The sequence below is a fragment of the Citrobacter sp. C13 genome (assembly GCF_014596815.2).
Lineage (GTDB): Bacteria > Pseudomonadota > Gammaproteobacteria > Enterobacterales > Enterobacteriaceae > Citrobacter > Citrobacter portucalensis.
This window is the reverse complement of sequence record NZ_CP115024.1, coordinates 1072298-1093575: the sequence shown is the minus strand read 5'-3', so window position 1 is coordinate 1093575 and position 21278 is coordinate 1072298. Positions and strand designations below refer to the sequence as shown.

19 protein-coding genes are annotated in these 21278 nt (G+C 55.3%); 7 read left to right on the top strand and 12 right to left on the bottom strand.

The features are described from left to right. Positions 1-24: 24 nt before the first annotated feature. Positions 25-798: a DNA-binding transcriptional repressor gene (locus IB222_RS05190; RefSeq protein ID WP_003037350.1), complete on the top strand. Its 774-nt coding sequence runs from the start codon at positions 25-27 to the stop codon at positions 796-798. Then, positions 791-1756 carry an arabinose-5-phosphate isomerase GutQ gene (gene gutQ / locus IB222_RS05185; RefSeq protein ID WP_003825938.1) on the top strand — a complete coding sequence of 322 codons (966 nt, stop codon included), beginning with the start codon at positions 791-793 and terminating at the stop codon, positions 1754-1756. The genes IB222_RS05190 and gutQ overlap by 8 nt, the downstream gene beginning before the upstream one ends. Here the strand turns inward: gutQ and norR are convergent. Further along, entirely contained in the window at positions 1753-3273 is a 1521-nt protein-coding gene (gene norR / locus IB222_RS05180) for a nitric oxide reductase transcriptional regulator NorR (RefSeq protein ID WP_149384673.1), read from the bottom strand. The genes gutQ and norR overlap by 4 nt on opposite strands. Before the next feature lie 191 nt (positions 3274-3464). Between norR and norV the strand changes: the two genes are divergently transcribed. Further along, positions 3465-4913, top strand: a complete 1449-nt coding sequence (gene norV, locus IB222_RS05175) for an anaerobic nitric oxide reductase flavorubredoxin (RefSeq protein WP_008785624.1) — start codon at positions 3465-3467, stop codon at positions 4911-4913. Further along, entirely contained in the window at positions 4910-6043 is a 1134-nt protein-coding gene (gene norW, locus IB222_RS05170) for an NADH:flavorubredoxin reductase NorW (protein ID WP_048215690.1), read from the top strand. The genes norV and norW overlap by 4 nt, the downstream gene beginning before the upstream one ends. Before the next feature lie 149 nt (positions 6044-6192). On the opposite strand, the gene hypF is transcribed toward norW, so the two are convergent. From hypF to IB222_RS05155, 3 genes are all read right to left on the bottom strand, one after another. Further along, positions 6193-8433, bottom strand: a complete 2241-nt coding sequence (gene hypF / locus IB222_RS05165) for a carbamoyltransferase HypF (protein ID WP_149384674.1) — start codon at positions 8431-8433, stop codon at positions 6193-6195. A 143-nt stretch (positions 8434-8576) separates the two neighbouring features. Continuing rightward, positions 8577-9122 (bottom strand): electron transport protein HydN, encoded by a 546-nt coding sequence (hydN, locus tag IB222_RS05160; protein ID WP_003037366.1) that lies wholly within the window; start codon positions 9120-9122, stop codon positions 8577-8579. A 145-nt stretch (positions 9123-9267) separates the two neighbouring features. After that, positions 9268-10281, bottom strand: coding sequence for a LacI family DNA-binding transcriptional regulator (locus IB222_RS05155; protein ID WP_126317500.1), 1014 nt, complete (start codon positions 10279-10281; stop codon positions 9268-9270). 264 nt (positions 10282-10545) lie between these two features. Here IB222_RS05155 and ascF point away from each other — a divergent pair, with 264 nt between their 5' ends. From ascF to IB222_RS05140, 3 genes are all read left to right on the top strand, one after another. After that, complete coding sequence (gene ascF, locus IB222_RS05150; protein WP_149384675.1) at positions 10546-12000, top strand: PTS cellobiose/arbutin/salicin transporter subunit IIBC; 1455 nt, start codon at positions 10546-10548, stop codon at positions 11998-12000. A 22-nt stretch (positions 12001-12022) separates the two neighbouring features. Then, a complete protein-coding gene (locus tag IB222_RS05145) occupies positions 12023-13447 on the top strand; it encodes a 6-phospho-beta-glucosidase (RefSeq protein WP_149384676.1) in 1425 nt (474 codons plus the stop codon). 172 nt (positions 13448-13619) lie between these two features. Then, positions 13620-13859 (top strand): SymE family type I addiction module toxin, encoded by a 240-nt coding sequence (locus IB222_RS05140; protein ID WP_003037379.1) that lies wholly within the window; start codon positions 13620-13622, stop codon positions 13857-13859. 55 nt (positions 13860-13914) lie between these two features. Here IB222_RS05140 and hycI read toward each other — a convergent pair whose 3' ends face one another. Genes hycI through hycB form a run of 8 tightly spaced genes read right to left on the bottom strand, consistent with a single transcriptional unit; the run spans position 13915 to position 21191 of the window. Then, on the bottom strand, positions 13915-14385 hold the full coding sequence (hycI, locus tag IB222_RS05135) for a hydrogenase maturation peptidase HycI (protein WP_149384677.1): 471 nt from the start codon (positions 14383-14385) through the stop codon (positions 13915-13917). Then, on the bottom strand, positions 14378-14788 hold the full coding sequence (locus tag IB222_RS05130) for a formate hydrogenlyase maturation HycH family protein (RefSeq protein WP_003037385.1): 411 nt from the start codon (positions 14786-14788) through the stop codon (positions 14378-14380). Before IB222_RS05130 ends, hycI begins: the two co-directional genes overlap by 8 nt. Further along, a complete protein-coding gene (hycG, locus tag IB222_RS05125) occupies positions 14785-15552 on the bottom strand; it encodes a formate hydrogenlyase subunit HycG (protein ID WP_003037388.1) in 768 nt (255 codons plus the stop codon). Before hycG ends, IB222_RS05130 begins: the two co-directional genes overlap by 4 nt. Continuing rightward, positions 15552-16094, bottom strand: coding sequence for a formate hydrogenlyase complex iron-sulfur subunit (locus IB222_RS05120; RefSeq protein WP_003825918.1), 543 nt, complete (start codon positions 16092-16094; stop codon positions 15552-15554). Before IB222_RS05120 ends, hycG begins: the two co-directional genes overlap by 1 nt. A 9-nt stretch (positions 16095-16103) precedes the next feature. Next, a complete protein-coding gene (hycE, locus tag IB222_RS05115; RefSeq protein WP_003037393.1) occupies positions 16104-17813 on the bottom strand; it encodes a formate hydrogenlyase subunit HycE in 1710 nt (569 codons plus the stop codon). A 17-nt stretch (positions 17814-17830) separates the two neighbouring features. Then, positions 17831-18754, bottom strand: a complete 924-nt coding sequence (locus tag IB222_RS05110) for a respiratory chain complex I subunit 1 family protein (RefSeq protein WP_003825914.1) — start codon at positions 18752-18754, stop codon at positions 17831-17833. Positions 18755-18756: 2 nt separating this feature from the next. Then, positions 18757-20583 carry a formate hydrogenlyase subunit 3 gene (hycC, locus tag IB222_RS05105; protein ID WP_149384678.1) on the bottom strand — a complete coding sequence of 609 codons (1827 nt, stop codon included), beginning with the start codon at positions 20581-20583 and terminating at the stop codon, positions 18757-18759. Continuing rightward, on the bottom strand, positions 20580-21191 hold the full coding sequence (gene hycB / locus IB222_RS05100; RefSeq protein WP_003825909.1) for a formate hydrogenlyase subunit HycB: 612 nt from the start codon (positions 21189-21191) through the stop codon (positions 20580-20582). The genes hycC and hycB overlap by 4 nt, the downstream gene beginning before the upstream one ends. Between the last annotated feature and the right edge of the window lie 87 nt (positions 21192-21278).

Here is a 21278-nt window from a genome sequence, read left to right as displayed (position 1 = left end):
TATTAAGTCAGGGTAATCACGCCTATGAAACCTCGTCAGCGTCAGGCTGCCATACTGGAGCATCTGCAAAAGCAGGGAAAATGCTCGGTTGAAGAACTGGCCCACTACTTTGACACGACCGGCACGACCATTCGCAAAGACCTGGTCATTCTGGAAAATGCCGGAACCGTCATTCGTACCTATGGCGGCGTAGTATTAAATAAAGACGAATCCGACCCGCCAATCGATCACAAAACGCTAATCAATACGCATAAAAAAGAGCAGATTGCCGAAGCCGCCGTCCGTTTTATACACGATGGCGACTCTATTATTCTGGATGCGGGTAGCACCGTACTGCAGATGGTGCCGATGCTCACGCGCTTTAGCAACATCACCGTCATGACCAACAGTCTGCACATTGTTAACGCCCTTTCGGAGCTGGACAACGAGCAAACTATCCTGATGCCCGGCGGGACCTTTCGCAAAAAATCTGCGTCATTTCACGGTCAGCTGGCAGAAAACGCCTTTGAGCAGTTCAGCTTTGATAAACTCTTCATGGGCACCGACGGCATTGACCTCAATGCCGGCGTGACCACCTTTAATGAGGTGTTTAGCGTCAGTAAAGCGATGTGCAATGCCGCTCGCGAAGTGATTCTGATGGCTGACTCGTCAAAATTTGGGCGCAAAAGCCCTAATGTTGTATGCAGTCTGGAAAGCGTCGACAAGCTGATTACCGATGCGGGCATCGACCCTGCGTTTCGTCAGGCGCTGGAAGCAAAAGGGATTGAAGTGATCATAACCGGAGAAACCAATGAGTGATGCACTACTGAACGCGGGCCGTCAGACGTTAATGCTGGAACTACAGGAAGCCAGCCGACTGCCAGAACGCCTGGGCGATGATTTTGTCCGCGCCGCCAATACGATTATCCACTGTGAAGGCAAAGTCATTGTCTCCGGTATTGGTAAATCAGGTCATATTGGCAAAAAAATTGCGGCGACCCTCGCCAGTACCGGCACACCCGCCTTTTTTGTGCATCCGGCGGAAGCGCTGCACGGCGACTTAGGGATGATCGAAAGCCGTGATGTCATGCTGTTTATCTCCTACTCCGGCGGTGCGAAAGAGCTGGATCTCATCATCCCACGCCTGGAAGACAAATCCGTCGCACTGCTGGCAATGACCGGAAAACCGACCTCACCGTTGGGTCTGGCAGCCAAAGCCGTGCTGGATATTTCCGTTGAGCGCGAAGCCTGTCCGATGCGCCTGGCACCGACGTCCAGCACCGTAAATACGTTGATGATGGGCGACGCGCTGGCGATCGCCGTAATGCAGGCGCGCGGCTTTAACGAAGAAGATTTTGCCCGCTCACATCCGGCAGGTGCGCTGGGCGCTCGTCTGTTGAATAAAGTGCATCATCTGATGCGCCGTGACGATGCCATACCTCAGGTGAAGCTCACCACCAGCGTGATGGACGCGATGCTGGAACTCAGCCGCACGGGTCTTGGCCTGGTCGCGGTCTGCGACGATCAGTCACTGGTGAAAGGGGTCTTTACCGACGGCGACCTGCGCCGCTGGCTGGTTGGCGGCGGAGCGCTTACCACCCAGGTTAGCGAAGCTATGACTCAGAATGGCATTACGCTACAGGCGCAGAGCCGCGCGATTGACGCCAAAGAGATCCTGATGAAGCGTAAAATCACTGCCGCACCGGTGGTCGATGAAAACGGTAAACTCACCGGTGCTATCAACCTGCAGGATTTTTATCAGGCCGGTATTATCTAATCCTTCAGACCCAGACGTTTCGCCAGCCGGTGCAGGTTGGCGACGTCTGTTTCCAGCGCCCGCGCACTTGCCGCCCAACTGTGATTATTTTGCACCAATGCCCGGCGGATCATCTCCCGCTGGAACGACTCTGTTGCTTCACGCAGATTGTGATGTTGCGGGATCTCCGCAACAACTTCCGCCGCCTGCGGAGTCGGACCTTCGTCCTGCAGGGCAAAATGCTGCGCCTCCAGCACCACTTCATCCCCTGCCCTGGTAGCCCTGGCCAGAACAACCGCCCGGTGAATGGCATGCTCCAGCTCGCGCACGTTTCCGGGCCAGCCGTAATTCAGCAGATGGCTACGCGCGCCAGGGCTTAGCACCACGCGGGAAAGACCCAGCCGCAGTCGGCATTGCTCGCAAAAATAGCCGGCCAGCAGCACCACATCTTCGCCGCGCTCACGAAGAGGCGGTACAGAAAGGGGGAAGACGCTCAGACGGTGGAACAAATCCGCGCGGAAATTCCCGGCCAGCACCTCTTCGCGTAAATCACGGTTCGTCGCCGCCAGCACCCGCACATCCACGCGCAGGCTGCGATCGTCACCCACGCGCTGAATATCGCCGTACTGCAATACGCGCAGCAGCTTAGCCTGTAGCGCCAGCGAGAGTTCGCCTATCTCGTCGAGAAACAGCGTCCCATTGTCGGCCATTTCAAACTTACCGCTACGATTGCTGATAGCCCCGGTAAATGCGCCTTTTACGTGACCAAACAGCTCACTTTCGGCTACGGTTTCCGGCAACGCCGCACAGTTCAGATACACCAGTGGATTCACCGCGCGCGGCGAACCTTCATGGATAGCTTTAGCCACCAGCTCCTTCCCGGTCCCTGTTTCGCCGCTAATCAGCACGTTGAGATCGGACCCCGCCACAATCTCAATCTCTTTTTTCAACTGCATCATATTGGGCGACAGGCCAATCATCTGGGTTTCCGTCACCTGCTCAAAAGCCGTTGATGAGCCTGGCAGCATATTCTGGCTTTCCAGTTGTTCAATCAGCAGCGCATTGCTCAGCGCGCCCGCCGCCAGCGCGGCAATCAGCCTAAGCTCCTCATCGCTGAAAACATCGAACTGATCGGGCTCCATGCCATCCAGGGTTAACGCACCAATCAAATTTTGACCGGCGAACAACGGCAGCCCAATACAGGCATGCACTTTCAGACTCTCCTGCCCCGGAATCAGACCATCATATGGGTCTGGCAAATCGCTGTCGGCAGGGAAACGAACCACGTCTCCGGCGCGGGCAATCGCCTCCAGACGCGGATGCCCTTCCAGAGTAAAGCGCCTGCCGAGGACATCCTGCGCCAGCCCATCGATCGCCAGCGGAATAAACTGTCGCGACTCGTAGCGCAATAGCGCCGACGCGTCGCACTCCAGCACCTGACGCAAGGTGGTTATCAGGCGTTGAAAACGGTCCTGATGTCCAATACCGCTTTGTAATTCAATGGCGATGCCCGCCAGCACGTCTACGGAAAAGCTCATAACTACCTCATTGTCATTTTGACAATTCATATTGTCATATTGACAATAAAATGAATAGTCATTTTGACTACCACTTAATAAGCAGAAAACAATAAACCCATTAAAATCAATAAAATAAAAAGTTGGCACGCAACCTGCAATAAGCAAAACATCTTTTTTAGAAAAACGCTGAATTAATTACTGAGGTTGCTATGTCTATTCTGGTTAAAAATAACATTCATTGGGTTGGCCAACGTGACTGGGAAGTTCGTGATTTCCACGGGACTGAATACAAAACGCTGCGCGGCAGCAGCTACAACAGCTATCTCATCCGTGAAGAAAAAAATGTCCTGATCGATACAGTAGACCACAAGTTTAGCCGTGAATTCGTGCAGAACCTGCGCAGTGAAATTGACCTCGCGGATATCGACTACATCATCATTAACCACGCGGAAGAAGACCATGCCGGGGCGCTGACCGAGCTGATGTCCTGCATCCCGGATACGCCGATTTACTGCACAGCCAACGCCATTGACTCTATCAACGGGCATCACCATCACCCGGAGTGGAATTTCAACGTGGTGAAAACCGGTGATTCACTGGACATTGGTAACGGCAAACAGCTGATCTTCGTTGAAACGCCAATGCTGCACTGGCCTGACAGCATGATGACCTACATGACCGGCGACGCGGTACTGTTCAGTAACGACGCCTTCGGTCAGCACTACTGCGACGAACGTCTGTTTAACGATGAAGTTGACCAAACCGAACTGTTCGAACAGTGCCAGCGTTACTACGCCAACATTCTGACGCCGTTCAGCCGTCTGGTTACACCGAAAATTACTGAGATCCTCGGCTTCAACCTGCCTGTCGATATGATTGCGACTTCCCACGGCGTGGTATGGCGCGACAACCCGACGCAAATCGTGGAAATGTATCTGAAATGGGCGGCGGATTATCAGGAAGACCGCATCACCATTTTCTACGACACCATGTCCAACAACACCCGCATGATGGCCGACGCCATTGCCCAGGGCATCAACGAAGTTGACCCGAACGTGGCAGTAAAAATCTTTAACGTCGCCCGTAGCGATAAGAACGAAGTTCTGACTAACGTCTTCCGCTCTAAAGGCGTGCTGGTCGGTACTTCGACGATGAACAACGTGATGATGCCAAAAATCGCTGGTTTGGTGGAAGAGATGACCGGCCTGCGTTTTCGTAACAAACGCGCCAGCGCCTTTGGTTCACACGGCTGGAGCGGCGGTGCAGTAGACCGTTTGTCCACGCGTTTGCAGGATGCTGGTTTCGAAATGTCGCTGAGCCTGAAGGCAAAATGGCGTCCGGACCTGGATGCACTGGAACTGTGCCGCCAGCACGGCCGTGAAATCGCGCGTCAGTGGGCGCTTGCTCCACTGCCGGAAACAACCGTGAAAGCCGCATCCAAAGAAGAAGAGTGCGCTTGCGCCGCTGCGGCTGCCGCCGATCTTGGCCCTAGCATGCAGTGCAGCGTGTGCCAGTGGATTTACGACCCGGCAAAAGGTGAACCGCTGCAGGATGTTGCGCCGGGTACACCGTGGAGCGACGTGCCGGATAACTTCCTGTGTCCAGAATGTTCATTAGGTAAAGACGTATTCGACGTACTGGCAACGGAGGCAAAATGAGCCGCGGAATTGTCATTATTGGTTCGGGCTTTGCCGCCCGCCAGTTAGTCAAAAATATCCGTAAGCAGGATGCAAATGTCCCGCTGACCTTGATTGCTGCAGACAGCATGGATGAGTACAACAAGCCCGATCTCAGCCATGTTATCAGTCAGTCACAGCGTGCAGACGACCTCACCCGCCAGTCGGCGGGGGAGTTTGCCGAACAGTTTAATTTGCGTCTGTTTCCGCACACCTGGGTAACCGACATCGATGCTGATGCCCACGTAGTGAAAAGCCAGGATCAGCAGTGGCAGTACGACAAGCTGGTGCTGGCGACGGGCGCTTCAGCCTTTGTACCGCCGGTTACCGGACGTGAGTTAATGCTCACGTTGAACAGCCAACAAGAGTATCGCGCTTGTGAAACGCAGCTGCGTGACGCCCAGCGGGTGCTGATTGTCGGCGGCGGCTTGATTGGCAGTGAATTAGCGATGGATTTTTGTCGTGCCGGTAAAGCGGTAACGCTTATCGACAACGCCGCCAGCATTCTGGCTTCGCTGATGCCGCCGGAAGTCAGCAGTCGCTTACAGCATCGTCTGACCGATATGGGCGTACACCTGCTGCTGAAATCACAGCTTCAGGGGCTGGAGAAAACGGCGTCAGGTATTCGTGCCACGCTCGATCGTAGCCGCAGCGTAGAAGTCGATGCGGTGATCGCTGCAACCGGCTTACGCCCGGAGACCGCGCTGGCGCGTCGCGCCGGATTGAACATCAATCGTGGTGTCTGCGTCGATAGCTATCTGCAAACCAGCCACCCGGACATTTATGCTCTCGGCGACTGTGCGGAGATTAACGGTCAGGTGCTCCCGTTCCTGCAGCCGATTCAGCTGAGCGCCATGTATCTGGCGAAAAATCTGCTCGGCGGCAATGCACCATTGAAACTGCCAGCCATGCTGGTAAAAGTCAAAACGCCAGAACTGCCTTTGCATTTGGCCGGGGAAACCCAGCGCCGCGATCTGAACTGGCACATCGCCGCCGAAGCGCAGGGAATGGTCGCCAGAGGGATGAACGACGAAGGCCAGCTGTGTGCGTTTGTCGTCAGTGAAGACCGCATGAAAGAGGCCTTTGCGCTACTGAAAACGTTGCCTGTGTAAGTCTGGGATGCCGAATGGCGCCTCCGGCCTACGACTTTGCCCGGCAACGCTGCTACTGATTTATTAACCTCACGCACATGGATGTGCGTTGCCACTTGTCGGTATGCCCCGACATGTTTTTCTTGCCCCGCCAGTCCCGGGGCTTTTTTTTATTTTTGCGCCAACGCTCGCACCGCGGCAATCACGCCCTGCCCCAATGACAACCCGCCGTCGCCCGCCGGTAAACGCTGCGGGAACAGTAAGGTAAAATCACGCAGATAAAACGCCAGACGGGCCGACAATAAGCGGTTATGCATCACGCCGCCACTGAATACTAACGTCTTAATCCCGCGCGCTTCGGCCTGCTTTCGCATCAGAGTGGCAAACCCACACGCCAGCGCGTCGTGAAACGCCCACGCCCTTTCTGCTGGTTTGGCCTGCCAGTTCAGCCATTGCTGCCAAAAAACCGCTAAGTCCAGCTGAGTGTCATCAAGCGGCACCGTGACCGGGTGATCAACGCCATCACATTGCGATGCCATCGCCTCAAGCGCACAGGCCGCTTCACCTTCATAACTCAACGATTCCGGTGCACATTGCAACGCGGCGGCAACGGCATCAAACAGTCGTCCGCACGATGACGCCAGCGGAGCGTTAATTCCCCGTTCAATAGCGCGCGCCAGCACGTTCCAGTTTCGATGTTGCAGCACCGATGTTTCCGGATAACGCTGCCAGTCAGGAACAAAACGCAGGCACTGCGCGAGCAGATTACGCCACGGCTGTTTTGCCGCCAGATCGCCACCCGCCAGCGCTACCGCCGGTAAGCCGCCAAGGTGTTCGCATTCACGATAGTTGACCCGCAAACACTCTCCCCCCCACAGCGCGCCGTTTTCCCCCATGCCGATACCGTCTAGCGTCAGAGCAATCACGTCGCCACCGTCTAGCGGCCAGCCGTGCTCCGCAAGACATGCAGCAGCATGCGCATGGTGATGCAGCACCGTTTCAGTTGGCAGCTCCATTTCACTGGCCCACTGGCTGGAAACATAGCCAGGATGCGCGTCATGTACGATACGCTGCGGCGTAAAGTCATAAATGTTCTGGATCAGGCGTAGCGCATCACGCCACTGTTGCTGAATGCCGTCATCGCTGAGATCGCCCAAATGCTGGCTGATAACCGCTTGTTCGCCACGGACCAGACAGAAAGTATTTTTCAGATCCGCGCCTAAGCACAGCATCGGCGGCACGTCGAGAAATCCCGGCGGTAGTGCTACCGCATCCGGCACGTAACCCCGGGAACGACGCAGCATTTCCCCACTGTCACGCACCACGGAGTCATCCATCCGCTGCACAATTTCGCGATTATGCAGCAGGAAACCGTCGGCAATGTCGTGTAAATCTTCCAGCGCCTGGGCGTTGGTAATGGCCGGAGGCCTGCCGCTGAGGTTGCCAGAGGTCATCACCAGCGGACAATTCATCTCTTGTAAGAGCAAATGCTGCAACGGATTCGCTGGCAGCATGACGCCAACCTCCGTTAACCCCGGCGCAATACCCTCGCTCAATGCAGCAACATAGCGCTTCTGTACCAGCACGATCGGCGCAGCAGGGGTAGTCAGCAAACGACGAGCGGGTTCAGGTAGTCCGTCATCGCCAGGCAGCATCACTGCCAGAGGTTTCGCCGGACGATGTTTACGCAGCCTGAGTAGCGCTACGGCGTTATCATTTCGCGCATCGCACACCAGATGAAACCCACCAATGCCTTTAACCGCCACAATACCGCCTGCTTTCAGCCGCGATACCGCCGCCTGCAGCGCCTCTTCTTTCTCCGCCCGCTCACCCGCACAGAACCACTCCAGATGAGGGCCGCATGCCGGACAGGCAACAGGCTGGGCGTGGAAGCGACGGTCGTACGGATCGCGATACTCTTGATCGCATTGTGCGCAGAGAGGGAATGACGCCATTACGGTAAACGGACGATCGTAGGGCATGGCGCGGATAATCGTAAAACGCGGACCACAGTGGGTGCAGTTGATAAAGGGGTAACGATAGCGGCGCTCGCCGGGGGTGTTCATTTCAACAAGGCATTCGTGACAGGTCGCGGCGTCCGGAACAATTTGCGTATTCATCGTGCCGCCAGCACTTTGACGAATCGAGAAATCGGCAGGCTGCTGCGTCCAGGCGAATGGTTCGCTCTCAACGCTGTCAATGCGCGCCAGCGGTGGGCAGTGTTGATGCAGCTGCGCAATAAATTCCGCTGGATCTTCCTGTAAGCGCACAACCACACCGTCACCGTCGTTACACACATCGCCATGCAGTTGTAACCGCTGCGCCAGTTGCCAGACGTAGGGGCGAAATCCGACGCCCTGTACCTTACCGCGAATACGCAGCTGTACGCCGGAGTGGTTGTTTATTGTCATTAAGTCGTTCCCGCAGTCATCTATCCCGGTTTGCCTGATGGCGCTACGCTTATCAGGCCTACGTGGATGCGAACAGTAGGCCGGATAAGGCGAAGCCACCATCCGGCATAAGTACTACCGTATTTTACGCGGATTTTCAGATATCAGAACAGCAAAGATGCGGTGGAATCCAGCGCAGCGCGACGACGTTTTTCCGCGCTCAGTTGCTCAAGCTTATTGCGATCCACATATATCAGCGCGTGAGTCGGGCACACTTCCATACAGGCAGGACCGGCCTCACGATGGTGGCACAGGTCGCACTTATTGGCTTCAGCTTTTTCTGCGCGGACGTTCAGACCTGCGCCGCTGTTACGCACGACCGGACGCACGACCACTTCCATTGCGCCGTAAGGACAAGCCACAACGCAGGTTTTACAGCCAATGCAACGTTCCTGCATTACATGAACAAAACCTTTATCACGGCTGATCGCACCGTTCGGACAGACGTTAGCGCACGGCGCGTCTTCGCACTGGCGGCACAGCGTCGCCGTGGAGACATTAACGCCTTTGATGACGTGAATGCGGGGTAAAAAGGTTTCAGGGGTCAGCGATGCGCAGTCCTGGTTATCCTGATGGGATACCACGCAGGCCACTTCACAGGTACGGCAACCAATGCATTTATTGGCGTCTGCAATGATGAAACGGTTCATCAATTTCTCCAGCAATGACAGAATATCTGCCGAAACATACACAAATCGTGCCAGAATTTAATTTGCTGTTATTAAAGGAATTTTGTTTTGAAGTACGCAAGAAGGGTGTGTCATCGTCACTAGTGACGATGACAAATGACAGCCGTCAGCGCGAAGCGGGCGGCGCAACTGAGTCGCGCGCAATGAGTTCACCGGTGAACGTTTTTGGCGGCGTAAACGCCCCGTCACCCAACATAAAGATCAGACGCCCAATCGTTTCCTGAATCATTTCTGTTACCGGGATTTTAACGCTGGAAAGCGCCGGAATAGTGTATGGTGCGAGGGCGATATCATCAAAGCCAATCACCGACACCTGTGCAGGAACGCGCACGCCATGCTCGTGCAACTGCTTCATCGCGCCGATCGCCATATCGTCATTGCTGGCCACCAGCGCGGTAAAATTGACCTTGCGCGAAAGTAAAGTACCCACACCCGCTGCGCCGCAGGCTGGCGTCCATTTCCCTTTAACAATCAGATCATTATTTAGGGCGATACCATGATGTGCCAGCGCGTCTTTATAGCCTGAAAGTCGCTCCACGCCGGTTGGCGAATCCATCGAGCCGGTAATAAAACCAATCTCTTTATGCCCGGCGGCAATGAGCTGAGTAACGGCGTTAAAGCTGGTCTGCTTTTGATCGCACCATACGCTGTGGCTACTGTTTTTCCGCAGGCGTCGATTAAGCACCATAATCGGCTGGCTGTGGGCATCGATGATATCGTCTATCTCATCCACGCTGAGAAAACGCGGATAAATCATAATCGCGTCACAGCGCAGGTCGAGCAGGTACTGGATCGCCTGGCGCTCTTCCTCAGCGCTGTGCTTACCGTCAGCCAGTAACAGCTGGCGTCCTTTATCTTCCGCCATCCGCGCGGTATGAAACAGCAGCTCGCTGAAATAGACGCCGTGATAAAGGGTATTCGTTACCACCAGACCCAGCGTCTGCGTGGTTTTCGCCGCCAGACTGCGCGCCAGCAAATTTGGGCGGTAACCACTCTCTTCAATGGCCTGAAACACGCGGTCTTTGGTTTCCTGGCTGACATAGCCGTTCCCGGAAAGCACCCGGGAAACCGTCGCTTTCGACACCCCGGCACGCTTCGCCACCTCCAGCATCGTGGTCATATTACTCATCCCTTTTCTCTCAATGTGACGCAGTGTACTTCACCGTTTTGCCGCTGTCCTTGCTGCTAAATCGCAGACGCTGACATCTGGTGATCGGAGTCACAATTACAAGAAATGATCAAAATTAAATCTTGATCAGTTAATGCAATTTAAACATGATTTTGTGGAACCGGTTTCTTATCTGCGTTTCATCAACTCAGAAAAGCGACCCACGTAAACGGATAAAACATAACGTACCCTACTGATAAAACAGGATTAAATCCGATGTCCAAGAATTATGCAGCGCTGGCGCGCTCCGTTGTGACGGCTCTGGGAGGCGTTGACAACATCACAGCAGTGACCCACTGTATGACCCGTTTGCGTTTCGTTCTCAAAGATGACTCGCTGGTCGACAGTGCTACGCTGAAAACCCTCACTGGCGTGCTCGGCGTGGTGCGTAACGAGAACCAGTGCCAGGTGATCATCGGCAACACCGTTTCGCAGGCGTATCGTGAAGTGGTCAGCCTGTTGCCTGCCAACATGCAGCCAGCTGAACCGCAAACCAAACCCCGGCTAACGCTGAAGCGGATTGGCGCGGGGATCCTTGATGCGCTGATCGGCACTATGTCGCCGTTGATCCCGGCGATTATCGGCGGATCAATGCTCAAGCTGCTGGCGATGGTTCTGGAAATGACTGGCGTGCTGGTGAAAGGATCGTCCACGCTCACCATTCTGACCGTTATCGGTGACGGCGCATTCTTCTTCCTGCCGCTGATGGTCGCCGCGTCGGCCGCTATCAAATTCAAAACCAACATGTCGCTGGCTATCGCCATCGCGGGCGTACTGGTGCATCCCAGCTTTATCGACCTGATGGCGAAGGCCGCGCAGGGTGAGCACGTTGAGTTTGCCCTGATCCCGGTGACGGCGGTGAAATACACCTACACGGTGATCCCGGCGCTGGTCATGACCTGGTGCTTGTCATACATCGAACGTTGGGTCGATCGTATAACTCCGGCGGTGACCAAAAACTTCCTCAAACCGATGCTGATCGTGCTGATCGCCGCCCCGCTAGCCATCGTCATCATTGGCCCGATCGGTATCTGGATCGGTAGCGCGATTTCAGCGCTGGTCTATACCATCCACGGCTATCTCGGCTGGCTGTCGGTAGCCATTATGGGCGCGCTGTGGCCGCTGCTGGTAATGACCGGTATGCACCGCGTCTTTACGCCAACCATTATTCAGACCATTGCCGAAACCGGAAAAGAAGGCATGGTGATGCCGTCGGAAATCGGCGCCAATTTGTCGTTAGGTGGTTCATCGCTGGCAGTGGCATGGAAAACCAAAAACCCGGAGCTGCGCCAGACTGCGTTAGCGGCCGCCGCCTCAGCCATCATGGCGGGCATTTCTGAACCCGCGCTGTATGGCGTGGCAATTCGCCTGAAACGTCCGCTGATTGCGAGCCTTATCAGCGGTTTTATCTGCGGTGCTGTTGCCGGAATGGCCGGGCTTGCAAGCCACTCCATGGCGGCTCCAGGTCTGTTCACCAGCGTCCAGTTTTTCGATCCGGCCAATCCGATGACCATCGTTTGGGTATTTGGCGTGATGGCGCTGGCGGTAGTGCTTTCTTTTGTACTAACGCTGATTCTCGGCTTTGAAGATATTCCTGTCGAAGATGCAGCCGCTCAGGCCAGAAAAAACCAGGCCGCACAACCGGGCAATATCAATGGAGCCAGCATTTGACTGGTATGAACTGAGGTTAATTATGTCTGTTTTTCCGCAAGGATTTTTATGGGGCGGCGCACTGGCCGCCAACCAGTCTGAAGGGGCATACCGGGAAGGCGGCAAAGGGCTGACTACCGTCGATATGATCCCCCACGGCACACACCGCATGCCCGTCAAACTGGGTCAGGAGAAGCGCTTTACGCTGCGGGATGACGAATTTTATCCCAGCCATCAGGCGATCGACTTTTATCATCGCTATAAAGAAGATATCGCGCTGATGGCGGAAATGGGGTTTACGGTTTTTCGTACTTCCATTGCCTGGAGCCGCCTCTACCCTAACGGCGACGAGCTGACGCCGAATGAAGACGGAATCGCGTTTTATCGGGCCGTGTTTGCCGAGTGTAAAAAATACGGTATTGAGCCATTAGTCACGCTGTGTCACTTCGATGTGCCTATGCATCTGGTCACTGAGTACGGCTCCTGGCGTAACCGCAAAATAGTGGAGTTCTTTACCCGCTACGCCCGTACCTGCTTCGAGGCCTTTGACGGTCTGGTGAAGTACTGGCTGACGTTCAACGAAATCAACATCATGCTGCACAGCCCCTTTTCAGGCGCCGGGCTGGTATTTGAAGAAGGTGAAAATCAGGATCAAGTGAAATATCAGGCCGCTCACCACGAACTGATAGCCAGCGCCCTTGCGACTAAAATAGCCCATGAAATTAATCCGCAAAACCTGGTCGGTTGTATGCTGGCTGGCGGTAATTTTTATCCTTACTCGTGTAAGCCGGAAGATGTGTGGACCGCGCTGGAAAAAGACCGTGAAAACCTGTTCTTTATTGATGTGCAGGCGCGCGGGGCCTACCCGGCTTACTCTGCCCGCGTGTTTCGCGAAAAAGGCGTGATAATCGAAAAAGCCCCGGAAGACGACGACATCCTGAAAAACACCGTCGATTTCGTCTCGTTCAGTTATTACGCATCGCGCTGCGCCTCCGCTGAAATGAACACGGGCAATACCAGCGCCGCCAACGTGGTGAAGTCACTGCGGAATCCGTATATTGCGGCCAGCGAATGGGGCTGGGGAATCGATCCGCTCGGCCTGCGCATCACCATGAATATGATGTATGACCGCTACCAGAAGCCGCTGTTTCTGGTTGAAAACGGGCTGGGGGCGAAGGATGAAATTGACGCTAACGGTGAGATCAATGACGACTATCGCATCAGCTATTTACGCGAACATATTCGCGCCATGGCAGACGCGATTGAAGATGGCGTGCCGCTGATGGGTTACACCACCTGGGGCTGTATCGATCTGGTTTCTGCCTCAACCGGTGAGATGAGCAAACGCTACGGTTTTGTGTATGTGGACCGCGATGACGCGGGCAACGGCACGCTGGCGCGCACCCGTAAGAAATCATTCTGGTGGTACAAAAAAGTCATCGCCAGCAACGGCGCAGATCTGGCATGAAAGCTCTGCCGGAGGGGGTTACAGCCTTCCGGCAGAAGTACATTTTTTCATTTCATTTATTACATTCCAGATGTGGAATCGTCCTTCCAGTTTCAGGTTTGCCCTCATCCTTTTTTACTGGCATTTTATTCAGTAGTTTTTAATCCTGGCCGTTCACCACAAGGAAGCGTGCATGTTTGATAAAAAGGGCAAATCAGCAGAGGTAATCACCAAACCGGTACGTCGCTTGAAAGTCAGCTATGTCAGAAAACGCCATGAAGATCCAAAAACGGGTTACACGCGACGAATCAGTCGCCACGCCTCGCTCACGCTGAACGGCGACTGGCTGGAACAAGCTGGATTTCCGACCGGTACGGCAGTGAATGTATCAGTGATGCAGGGGAAATTAATTATTGAGCAGGCAATTGAATGACGAGGAACGCAGGGGAAACAGGCCGGATGTCGTTCACATCCGGCACTGATACAGCTTACTCTTCTGGCGCTTCCAGCTCGGAGAATCCACCGTGTCCTTCCCAACCGGCTAATCGCTGATAGACGGTATCAACCGCATCTTTGATCGGCTGTGTCATCGGGTAGTAAAAGCCGACGATGTCAGGTTGAATGCCGAGGAAAATCACCTCACCAATATCGTCTTTCAGCTGATCGACCAGGTAGTTCAGCGGCATGTTGTGGGTTGTCATCATGAACATCTCGGCAATATCATCGGGATCAATAATGCGGATTTCACCTGGGTTCAGCCCCATATCGGTGGCATCAACAATCAATAAACGTTGCGGACGCAGTTCACGGATGGCGACAATATCGTTCTCCGGCGCGCTACCGCCGTCGATGACAACCCAGTTGCCTTGAGGATTTGCAGCGCACATTTCAGCCAGCAGCGGGCCCGCGCCATCATCGCCCATCATGCTGTTACCCACACATAATAAAACGTCAGTCACGGTGTCTCCTCACCATCAGATAGATGGCGCTTTCCTGGTGTATGTCGTGCAACATGCTAAGCATCAGCTTGCTCCACTCCTGCTGCTGCGGGGTCTGCACGGCACGCGCATCATCGAACGCACGCGCCAGCATTTGCACATGGTTGAAATCGATAACGATCTCGCCGTATTTCGGCACGCCTTCCATTTTCCGGCGGGCTTCGCTTCCCTCAGCAAGGGTAGCAATCCATGCCAGATATTCGTCCCATGGACAAGTTAACGCCGCTTCCAGGCAATCGATGATCCCAAGGTGGTGACCAATCGCCAGGCTGTAATAGACAACCTGCTGCGCCTCAGCGGGCGTCGCATCGTTCTCATCAATAAACTTACGGCTCAGTTGACTGAACACCACCGTTTCACTCATCGGATACGCGCCTCTTCGACAACATGATTAAGATGCGTGACGATCTCGGTCAGACGCGGATCGTTTTCCGCTTCCAGCCAGCGCGCCACCTGATGCTCGCCCTGCCCTAACTGCGTCATATAGTCATCAGCAATCTGGCGACCATAGCGGTATCCCGCCAGACGGCGAGCCTCGCGATCCACTTTCACGCGCAGCGGCTGAACCATGTCCGGATGCAGAATTTCCGCCGGCTGTTCGTCCAGTTCACCCGGCGCACGCGCGTGAATTTTTTGCTCCAGCAGACCCAGCGCCATGGCAAAACCGTACAGCGTTGCCGCAGGCGTCGGCGGACAGCCAGGAATATACACGTCCACCGGTACGATTTTGTCCGTGCCGCCCCATACGCAGTATAAGTCGTGGAAGATACCGCCGCTGTTACCGCAGGCACCGTAAGAGATACAAATTTTCGGATCTGGCGCAGACTGCCAGGCACGCAGCGCCGGAGAGCGCATGGCACGAGTTACCGCGCCGGTAAACAGCAGAATATCCGCATGGCGCGGTGACGGTACGACTTTGATGCCAAAACGTTCGGCATCAAACAGCGGAGAAAGCGTGGCAAAGATTTCGATTTCGCAACCGTTGCAGCCGCCGCAGTCCACGCGGTAAACATACGCTGAACGCTTAATGCTTTTCAGCAGCGATGCTTTCATGCTGGCAATGGATTCATCCACCGTCATCGGTACCGGAATACCGTTGGCGTCACGTGGGCCTAATAAATTGCTCATCAGCTGGCCTCTTTCATATGGCGAGTCAGTTCAATACGGTCAGACGGCACCAGGCATTTCTGGCGCTTACAGTCCGGGCAGGTCTCAAAGCTTTCACGGTGGTTTTCCGCGCGGGTATCACCGTTGTGCTTAAGCAGCGCAATGGCGTAATCAATCTCTTTTTGCACCGCAAACGGACGGTTACATACGCGGCAATTGCACAGCCCAAAACGAGACTGCTGCAGGAAATCATCTTTCTTCCACACCGCCAGCTCATACTCCTGCGACAGCTTGATTGCCGCTGTCGGGCAGACTTCTTCGCAGCGGGCGCAGAAAATGCAGCGCCCAAGGTTGAACTGCCACGCCAGCTCATTGGTGACCAGATCGGTTTCTACCGTCAGCGCGTTCGACGGGCACGCATTCACACAGGCCGCACAGCCGATGCACTGCTGCGGATTATGTTCCGGTTTGCCACGGAAGTTTTTATCGACCGCAATCGGCTCCAGCGGATACGACGACGTCGGCGCCCCGGTTTTGATGACTTTTTTGATAAAGGTAAACATGGCGATTCCTTATTTCAGCGGCGAGTTTTTACGCTCGATGCTGTAGCGCTCAAGTTCTTTGTACGGCACGACTTTGCTCTTCTTCTTACGCACATCGACCACAGTCATACGGTCAGTACAGGAGTAGCAAGGATCGAGGCTACCGATAATCAGCGGGGCATCGGAAACGGTATTGCCACGCAGCATGTAGCGCAGCGTCGGCCAGTTGGCGTAAGTCGCCGCACGGCAGCGCCAGCGATACAGTTTCTGGTTGTCGCCGGTCATGCTCCAGTGGATGTCATCTCCACGCGGCGCTTCAGCAAAGCCCAGTGCGAAACGGTGAGGAATATAGGTAAAGCCTTCCACCATCAGCGGGCCGCCCGGCAGGTTATCCAGACCAAAGTCGATCATATTCAGCGCGGTGTAGACTTCATTGATACGGACTTTCAGGCGAGAAATAACGTCGCAGCCCTGCTCGCTGTGAACTTCCATCGGCAGCAGACCATAACCGACAAACGGGTGATCGGCGCGGGTGTCACGTGCGTGGCCGCTGGCGCGAACCATCGGGCCGACGTTACTGAAGTCACGGGCAATTTCCGGATCCAGACGACCAATACCAACCGTACGCTGTTCCATGTTCGGCGTGCTGAGCAGCATATCGACCAGTTCCTGCACGTCACGACGCATCTGCTGCGCCAGTTGACGGGTCTGGATCATATCTTCTTTCAGCAGGTCACGACGAATACCGCCGATCAGGTTCAGACCGTAAGTTTTACGCGCCCCGGTGAGGATCTCCGCCATCTTCATCGACGTTTCACGCACGCGGAAGAACTGCATAAAGCCGGAGTCAAAACCGGTGAAGTGACAGGCCAGGCCGAGGTTGAGCAGGTGCGAGTGCAGACGCTCAACTTCCAGCAGAATGGCGCGTATCATCTGCGCACGTTCCGGCACCACGATGCCCATCGCATTCTCAACGGAGGTGGTATAAGCGGTGCTATGCGCAAAGCCGCAGATGCCGCACACGCGATCCGACAGGAACGTCACTTCGTTATAACCCATACGGGTTTCCGCCAGTTTCTCCATGCCGCGGTGGACATAGAACAGACGGTAATCGGCGTCGATAATGTTCTCGCCGTCAACGAACAGGCGGAAGTGACCGGGTTCATCGGAGGTGACGTGCAACGGACCAATCGGCACCACGTTGTTTTTCTTGTCGCCCAGTTCGTTGATGAACTCGTAAGTTTCAGCATCGGTAGTCGGCGCCGGGCGCTGACGATAATCCATACTGTCTTTACGCAGCGGATAGAGTTCATCCGGCCAGTCATCCGGTAACACCAGACGGCGCTCATCCGGTAAACCAACCGGGATCAAACCGTACATGTCGCGCACTTCACGCTCGCCCCAGACCGCTGCTGGAACGCGCGGCGTGACGGACGGGAACTCCAGTTTATTGGCATCGACTTCAACGCGGACGGTTATCCAGCACTTGGTGCCTTGCTCCATCGACATCACGTAATAAACGGCGTAATGACCGCACAGCTGACGTTCGTCGTTACCAAACAGCACGGATAACCAGCCGCCCTGTTTGTAGTACAGGAACTCAACCACTTCCGGCAGGTAGTTCACCTTGACGGTGATCGTCAGCTGATCTTTGGTCTGCCAGGCTTCATCCAGCACCACGCCCGGAAAGGCCTGGTGCAGCGCAGCGAGATATTGTTGACCTAATTTTTCTTCAGACATGCTCAAACTCTCTTAAATCACGCCACCAGCAAGGAGACGAACGCTAAAAACGCAAACCCAAAACCGGCCCAGGTCACGCGTGAAGTGGCGCAAAAACGCAGACGCGCCATGCTGTTTTCGAACAGGGCGATGACTAGCACGCCGAGGACCAGCTTGACGACGGCAATCACCAGCGCCAGCAGCAGCCCACCGGCGGTGAAGGTTTCCATCTGTCCCCACGGCAGGAACACGCCAACGAACATTTGCAGAACGACCAGCTGTTTGAGGCTAATGCCCCATTTCAGCACGGCAAAACCGCTGCCGCTGTATTCAGTCAATGGACCTTCCTGCAACTCCTGCTCTGCTTCCGCCAGATCGAACGGCAGTTTGCCCATTTCGATAAAGGTGGCGAAAGCACAGGCGCACAGTGCCAGAATCAGCGGGATGCTGCGCGCAGCAGGCCAGTGGTAAATGGTATCGGCGATATTGCTGATATGGGTTGAACCCGCAACCTGTGCCGCTACCCACAGTCCCAGCAGCAAAATAGGTTCAACCAGCACGCCGAGCATCGCTTCACGGCTGGCGCCAATGGCGGTAAACGGGCTACCGGTATCCAGTCCCGCGATAGAGAAGAAGAAACGGGCGATGGCGAACAGGTAAATTAAGGTGATCAGATCGCCCAGTTGTGGCAGCGGCGAGCCAACGGTCACTACCGGCAACGCAGTGGCGATAGTCAGCATCACGCCCACCATCACAAACGGCGTCAGGCGGAAAACCCAGCTGGAATCCGCAGGCGCAATGCTCTGACGGCCCAGCAGTTTGATAATGTCGCGGTATTCCTGCAAAACGCCCGGACCGCGGCGATTGTGCAAACGCGCACGCGCCACGCGGGTAACACCGGACAGCAGCGGCGCAACGGCAAACAGCACCAGCGCCTGAATTAACGGATATAAAACACTCATTCTCAGGCTCCTCGTGAAACCACAATCACCACCAGCACCGCCAGCTCAATCAGCGCCAGGCGACGGAACAGCACCGGTGCAGCCGCATTCTGCCAGCCCGGAACCAGTGATACCGGGTTCAGCCATTTACGCAGTTTGAGTACCGGGGCAAAGGCTTCTTTCACCGGCATGGCAAAACCGTGCGCGGTAATCACCATTGACTGCTCGTGATCGTAACCACACACCCACGCCGCACCGCGTGAACGCGACGGCAGACGGTTGCCTTTGAAAATGGCCATGATGATGAACGGCAGCAGCGGACACGCGATCAGCAGCAGCGTGATCATTGGCTGAGAAACGGTGGTGTTCGCGGTTTCCAACGGCAACGGAACGGCAGAGGAGATCATCGGCAGCAGCCACGGCGCAGCAACGCCGCCAATCACGCAGCAGATAGCCAGCGCGACGACGCTCACCCCCATCAGGATTGGCGCGCAGCAGGCATTTTCAGCTTCCTTCGTGCGCGGTGCGCCAAGGAACGTAACGCCATAGACTTTCGCCATACACATCACCGCCAGCGCGCCGGTAATTGCCAGCCCTACCGCCAGCAACGGTCCTAACAGGCTACCGACAAATGCGCCGCTATTGCCGAGCTTAAAGAAGGATTGGTAGATAACCCACTCACCGGCAAAACCGTTCAGCGGCGGCAGCGCGGCCATCGCCATCAGACCAACCAGCATCGCCAGCGAGATAACCGGCATACGTTTACCGATACCGCCCAGTTTTTCGATATCACGATGACCGGTACGGAACCAGATGCTGCCAGCACCCAGGAACAGAACGCTTTTGAACAGGCTGTGGTTAACCAGATGATACAGACCGCCGGTCAAACCCAGCGCAATCAGCGCCGGTTGATTCAGGGAAATTCCGGTCACGCCAGCACCCAGACCCAGCAGAATAATGCCGATGTTTTCCAGCGTGTGATACGCCAGCAGACGCTGGATGTTGTGTTCCATCAGCGCATACAGACCGCCAACAAACGCGGTGATCATACCTAACACCAGCAGCGTAACACCCCACCACAGCGGCGCATTACCGCCCAGCAGCGACAGGGAGAGAATACCCAGCAGACCAACCTTCATGACGACGGTAGAGAACAGCGCCGCAGCCGGTGCGCTGGCATTGGCGTGTGCCTGTGGCACCCAACCGTGCAGCGGAATAATGCCGGCCAGCAGGCCAAAACCTGCCACACCCAGCAACCAGATGTCAGAGCCAAGCGGCAATTCCTGAGTGCGCAGGTCAAGAAGACGCAGCTCCAGGGTGCCGTAACGTTGCCACACCAGGTAGCAGGCAATAGCCAACAGCAGCGTACCGATACGCCCCAGCGCAAACCACAGTTTGCCTTCTTTACTGCATCCGGTAAGGAACACGGCACATAGCGCCATGATTTCCGCCATCACCACCAGCGTACCGAGGTTGCTGGCGACCACCGCACATACCGCCGCGGCCATCAGCAGATTCACCAGCAGGCCGTTAGCTTTCACCTGCGGATGACGATGCCAGTCGATGTTGTACAGGCTGACAAACAGACCACACAGGCCCAGCGTAATCAGCCAGATAGCATTCAGCGGCGTCACTTGCAGACTGTGGCCGATAAACGGCATCACGCCACTCACCGCCAGCGCATTAGTCAGAACGGTAAAACCCGCGGCTGCCGTACATAGGCTGCCGACCGCACCGCCAACCCCAGCAATCCAGCCGCTCAGCGATTTATGAAATGAAAACAGAAATGCCAGAACCGCAGCCGCTGTAAACCAGGCCACGCCGCTGTTAATCAGTGAAATTGCGCTCATTTTGCATCCCCACTCTGAGCCTGCTGAAACAAGGTGAGATCGCCGAAATCGGTATTGAAAGTCAGCTCACGCTTACGTTTGCTGGCGCGGGCGATATCCATGTTGCTCACCAGATGCAGGGCTTTGGTCGGACACATGCGCACGCAGGCAGGACCTTGCTCGTCAAAACTACACAGATCGCATTTCACCGCGATGGCACGAACGCCGGGAACCCAGTCCAACAGCGAACTCACGCGAGCAGGCGCTGGCGGAGCCGGAGGCGCTTTTGGCGTATTGGCGTTTGCCGGAATGTGTAGCGGACGGCTACCGGAAAACTCTATCGCGCCAAACGGACAAGCGATCCCGCACAGTTTGCAGCTTACGCACAGGCTTTCGTTCAGCTGTACGGCGCCATCAACGCGGTTAATGGCATTAACCGGACACACGGTGGCGCAAGGCGCATCTTCACACTGGTGGCAAAGCTGCGGCGCGGATTCTTTTTCATTTAACATCACTTTCAGGCGCGGCATTGACTGCAGGCCATGCTGGCGATGTGTCTCTGAGCAGGCGGCTTCACAGGTGTGGCAGCCAATACAAAGAGTGGAGTCAGCAATTACAAAACGATTCACCAGGCATTCCTCAGGTGATAGTCATTTTTGACGAAAACATGTCTACCAAATGTCATTTCGACATTTTTCGACATGCCCATTCCCTAA